This window comes from Serratia sp. EC4 (assembly GCF_059652115.1).
The window spans coordinates 1-5204 of sequence record NZ_JBNIDE010000020.1 but is presented as its reverse complement, the minus strand read 5'-3'; the positions used below and the strand labels follow the sequence as shown (position 1 = coordinate 5204).

Below are 5204 nucleotides of genomic sequence, written 5' to 3'. Positions count from 1 at the left end.
AGCAATTTGTCGCGGTGCAGCTTAATATCCGCCGTCCGGAAGTCCTCTCCCGCTACGCAGAGCGGGATACCACCCTCAGAGAGCATACTGCGCTGATTAAGGAATATTACGGTTACCATGAATTTGGCGATTTTCCATGGTCTTTCCGCCTGAAGCGCCTGCTGTACACCCGGGCATGGCTCAGTAATGAGCGACCCGGTCTGATGTTTGATTTTGCCACTGCGTGGCTGCTTCAGAATAAGGTCCTGCTGCCCGGAGCAACCACACTTGTACGTCTCGTCAGTGAAATACGCGAACGGGCAAATCAGCGGCTGTGGAAAAAACTGGCCGCGTTGCCGGATAGCTGGCAGACCGCCCGCGTGACGGAGCTGCTGGACATTCCTGAGGGGCAGAGAATTTCACCGCTGGAGAAACTGAAAAAGGGACCAGTCACCGTCAGCGGTCCGGCATTTACCGAAGCGCTGGAGCGGTATATCCGGCTGCGAAACCTTGAGTTTTCCCGGCTGAACTTTACCGGCCTGCCCGCGATACAGCTGCGTAATCTGGCGCGTTACGCAGGTATGGCATCGGTAAAATATATCGCACGCATGCCAGAGCAAAGAAAACTGGCCGTACTCACTGCATTTGTTAAAGCGCAGGAAATAACAGCGCTGGATGAGGCCGTTGATGTGCTCGATATGCTGATACTGGACATCACCCGCGAGGCGAAGAAAACCGGGCAGAAAAAACGGCTCAGGACGCTGAAAGATCTTGACCGTGCTGCGCTACTGCTGGCTCGAGCATGTACACTATTGCTGGATGATCTGGCTGATGATGCTCAACTGAGACAGGCCATATTCAGCTGCATACCGAAAAACAGACTGGCAGAATCCGTCAGCAAGGTGAATGAACTGGCCCGGCCTCAGAACAACAATTTCCATGACGAAATGGTAGAACAATACGGCCGGGTTAAGCGTTTTCTTCCGGCGGTATTGCGCGACCTGTATTTCCAGGCTGCGCCAGCCGGAGAGCATACGCTGGCCGCGATTCATTATCTGGCTGAACTGAACGGCTCGAAAAAGCGCATCCTCGATGATGCGCCTGAACATATCATCACCGGCCCCTGGAAACGCCTCGTATACGATGCCGAGGGCCGGATACAACGCGCCGGTTATTCACTGTGTCTGCTGGAGCGCCTTCAGGATGCACTGCGCCGACGGGACATCTGGCTCGAAAACAGCTTCTCGCTGGGGAGATCCCCGCGAGAAGCTGTTGCAGGGTGAAGAGTGGCAGGCTCAGCGTATTCCCGTCTGTCGTGCTCTGGGACATCCTACCGATGGACACAAAGGCGTGCAGCAACTGGCCGTTCAGTTGGATGAGACCTGGAAAGCAGTCGCATCCCGATTTGAAGGGAATGCGAAAGTCCATGTCTGCAATGACGGTAAATATCCTTCCCTGACCATCAGTAGTCTGGAGAAACTGGAGGAGCCACCGTCGTTGCTTTGTCTCAACAGTCGGGTAAAACAGCTGCTTCCTCCGGTTGATTTGACGGAATTACTGCTTGAAATAGACGCCAGAACAGGATTTACACGGGAATTTATGCATGTCAGTGAGTCCGGAGCACGAGCGCAGGATCTGCACGTTAGCCTGTGTGCGGTTCTGATGGCTGAAGCCTGCAATATCGGACTGGAACCGCTGATAAAGCACAATATACCGGCACTGACCCGCCACCGGCTCAGTTGGGTGAAACAAAATTACCTCCGTGCAGAAACGCTGGCCAGCGCCAATGCCCGGCTGGTTGATTTTCAGTCCACGCTGGAGCTTGCAGGTCACTGGGGCGGTGGCGAAGTGGCGTCAGCCGACGGCATGCGCTTTGTCACGCCGGTGAAAAGCGTCAATTCCGGGCCTAACAGAAAATATTTTGGTTCCGGGCGTGGCATCACCTGGTACAACTTCGTCTCTGATCAGTACTCTGGATTTCACGGTATTGTGGTACTCGGCACATTGCGGGATTCCATTTTTGTGCTGGAAGGCCTTCTGGAGCAACAAACAGGGCTGAATCCGGTTGAGATCATGACAGACACAGCCGGCACCAGCGACATTATTTTTGGCCTCTTCTGGCTGCTGGGATATCAGTTTTCCCCCCGACTTGCTGATGCCGGGGAAGCAGTATTTTGGCGGGTGGATAAATCGGCAAATTACGGTGCACTGGATGAGCTGGCGCGGGGATGTGCGGATTTGTCGAAGGCGGAGAATCAGTGGGATGAGATGATGCGAACCGCCGGTTCGCTGAAGCTGGGCACTATCCATGCTTCAGAACTCATCCGCTCTCTGCTGAAAAGCTCACGCCCATCAGGACTGGCACAGGCGATCATGGAAGTGGGACGCGTCAACAAGACGCTATATTTGCTTAATTATATTGATGATGAAGATTATCGGCGGCGGATCCTGACGCAACTAAACCGGGGAGAAGGCCGCCATGCGGTGGCGCGTGCAATTTGTTACGGGCAGCGCGGTGAGATCAGAAAACGCTACCGTGAGGGGCAGGAAGATCAACTGGGAGCACTGGGGCTGGTCACTAATGCAGTGGTACTGTGGAACACGCTTTATATGCAGGAAGCACTGAGCTGGATGCGCACTAATGGAGAAGAAACCGGGGATGAAGATATCGCCCGGTTATCCCCACTGATGCACGGGCACATCAATATGCTGGGGCATTATACGTTCACGCTACCGGAGGATATTTTGAAGGGAGAACTGAGAGCATTAAATTTCAATTTAAACAATGAATTACCTTCTTAACGTACGTTTTCGTTCCATTGGCCTTCAAACCCCGTAACCAGTGCGGGCAGCTGATTTCCAACGCGATCGTGTATTACAACTCGGCGATCCTGTCGCGATTGCTGGAACGACTTGAAGCGGAAGATAATGCCAAGGGCATTGAGGCTCTGATCCGGATATCACCGGTGGCCTGGCAACACATTTTGCTGAACGGACATTATACCTTCCAGAGCAGTAATGAGATTATTGACCTGGATGCGCTGGTTGCCGGGCTGAAGCTGGGGTAACGGAAATTTCGGCGGTTCCGGCGATGAGCAACACATTACGAACCCGCATACCGCAGGACACCGCAAAGCTCCATCAAGAAGGCGTTCGGCAAGGGCTTCATCATGCGCCATAGCGACAACCGCGGCATGGAAGTCGAACGTATCCCGACGTGCTCGCATTCGGCGATGGCCTGCCGGTCAGCCGCATCGCAGAAATCTACGGCCCCTAGTCTTGCGACAAATCATCGTCACACTTATCGGTCATTGTCTACGCCTAGTTCGCCGAGCATATACGCTCATGCGGATAACAGAATATGATTGATTACGAAAATTTCACGAATGTATCCATAAGTTTATTTTGTTTAATTATGTTAATAGTTTTTTGTTTGGTTGCATCGTGAGATTAAATGGTGTTTTTTTAACTAATTGATTAATATATCTTTTTATTGTATTTTCGATTTTTTTGATAATTTTATTGGTGTTTTTTTTTTGATTTATAGATTTTGTATTGTTGATTTTATATGTTTTTGATAGATAACAATATTTTAAAGTTTATGGTTTTTTATAAAAAAATATTGTTTTATTTTTTTATTTTTTGTTTTTTTTTTATTGTTTTTAGGTTTTTGGTCTACTGTAAAACCATAAGAAATATTTCTTTTTGTGAGTGATTTTGAAAGTTTTTTTATTTAAAAAAAACAAAAAAGACAACAGAAATCTCTATTCTTGTTTGTTTTTTTGGTTTTATATTCTGTATTTCACATGGTTGACACTTGTTTGAAATAATAAGTTAACTCTTAGTATACTTAATTTAAATAATCAGGATATTGGTTGTAACTATTATGACTAAAATTAATATTTATAATCAAGAGGTTGATGAGGCAATTTATGGCTACGTGATCAATGATAATATATTTTTTGATATAAAACGTGGTTGTTTATGGAACATAGATGTAAAGAATCATGGTAGTAAATCGATAAGCCGAGTTGTTTTGAGAAAAACAACCAATAGATTATTAATATTTATGCTTCATAGTTATACTTCTTGTGGTTCGGCGGATGCCGAAATAGATGTTGAAAATTTAATGTTCAACGTATGGGATAAATATAATCTTCAATCGTCTAACCAAAGATTATGGCAATCAATTAAATTCTTGAATTTTAAATTAATTAAATTAGGTGAACCAGAAGATATGTTTTTTCGTTCCGGTGGTACCTTGTTTGTTAGAAGTTATGTTCGTATAAAACCACTTCACATAGTATAGATTTTGTGATGTAAGGGGTTTTTAATTAGAGACTAATCAATGCATTACCATGTTGTTTCTGATGATAATTTTTTTTTGCGAGGCTGTGAGGAAGTATTTAAAAAAAATGGTCTTGTGATAAATGTTATATGCTTAAATAGTAATTCTTTCGCCTGCTTGAATGAACATGTGCAGAGGGGGGATGTTGTTTTGGTTAATATGGGGACGCATATAAGAAGTCAAATGGTATTAGAAAGACTTTCATGTAAAGCTGCTGTGGCTGTTTTGTTTGTTGAGTTATCAAGAAGGGAGACAGGAATTCCAAGTTGGATGAAATATTGTATTCCAATGAATCTGCCTGTGGGGAATTTAATTTGTAGCGTTGATGAAGTCTATCAAAAGAAAACAAGCGAACCTGTGCTTCATTTTTTATCAAAAAGGGAGTGTGAAGTTATAGAGGGATTGGTTAATGGGGCTTCTATATCCGATTTGTCAAAGCAGTTAAAGGTGGCAAAAAAAACGATCTATAGTCACAGGAGAAATGCTTTAATAAAAATTGGCGCCAGTTCACATTACTATTATATTTTAAAATATAAAAGTCACATCATACCAAATCGGTTAAAGGCATGGTTTTAATACCATCTGTATGCTTAAGTTTTAATGCTGTGTGACGCTGCGTTTTTTATTGTTCGACTTTTTTTGTTGAATGGGGGTTAATAATTTTTGTTATGTTTTTCATATATCTGGATTCACTAGGGCGGCTTTAATCAATGAGCTTAAAAGGTACTAGTTTGCGCAATTTAATAATTTATAACGAGATTGCAGATGTTATACGGGCTCGCAGTAAGATTTTTTGGACCGTTGGCATATTTACCGCATTTATTAATCTATTAATGTTAGTTCCTTCTATCTATATGCTCCAGGTTTATGATCGGGC

The 5204-nt window shown here is 44.9% G+C and carries 2 protein-coding genes and 2 pseudogenes; all 4 read left to right on the top strand.

Annotated features, from left to right (window positions below):
- Positions 1 to 2781: pseudogene (locus ACP39K_RS24385) on the top strand (Tn3 family transposase); the annotation flags it as partial.
- A 35-nt stretch (positions 2782 to 2816) separates the two neighbouring features.
- Positions 2817 to 3047, top strand: a pseudogene (locus ACP39K_RS24380) (Tn3 family transposase); the annotation flags it as partial.
- A gap of 818 nt (positions 3048 to 3865) precedes the next feature.
- Entirely contained in the window at positions 3866 to 4288 is a 423-nt protein-coding gene (locus ACP39K_RS24375) for a hypothetical protein (protein WP_497008987.1), read from the top strand.
- Between the two features lie 39 nt (positions 4289 to 4327).
- Positions 4328 to 4903 (top strand): helix-turn-helix domain-containing protein, encoded by a 576-nt coding sequence (locus ACP39K_RS24370; RefSeq protein WP_305179736.1) that lies wholly within the window; start codon positions 4328 to 4330, stop codon positions 4901 to 4903.
- Positions 4904 to 5204 lie beyond the last annotated feature (301 nt).

Coding starts and splice junctions, on each gene's coding strand:
- ACP39K_RS24375 (WP_497008987.1), top strand. CDS start 3,866: ATGACTAAAATTAATATTTATAATCAAGAGGTTGATGAGGCAATTTAT.
- ACP39K_RS24370 (WP_305179736.1), top strand. CDS start 4,328: ATGCATTACCATGTTGTTTCTGATGATAATTTTTTTTTGCGAGGCTGT.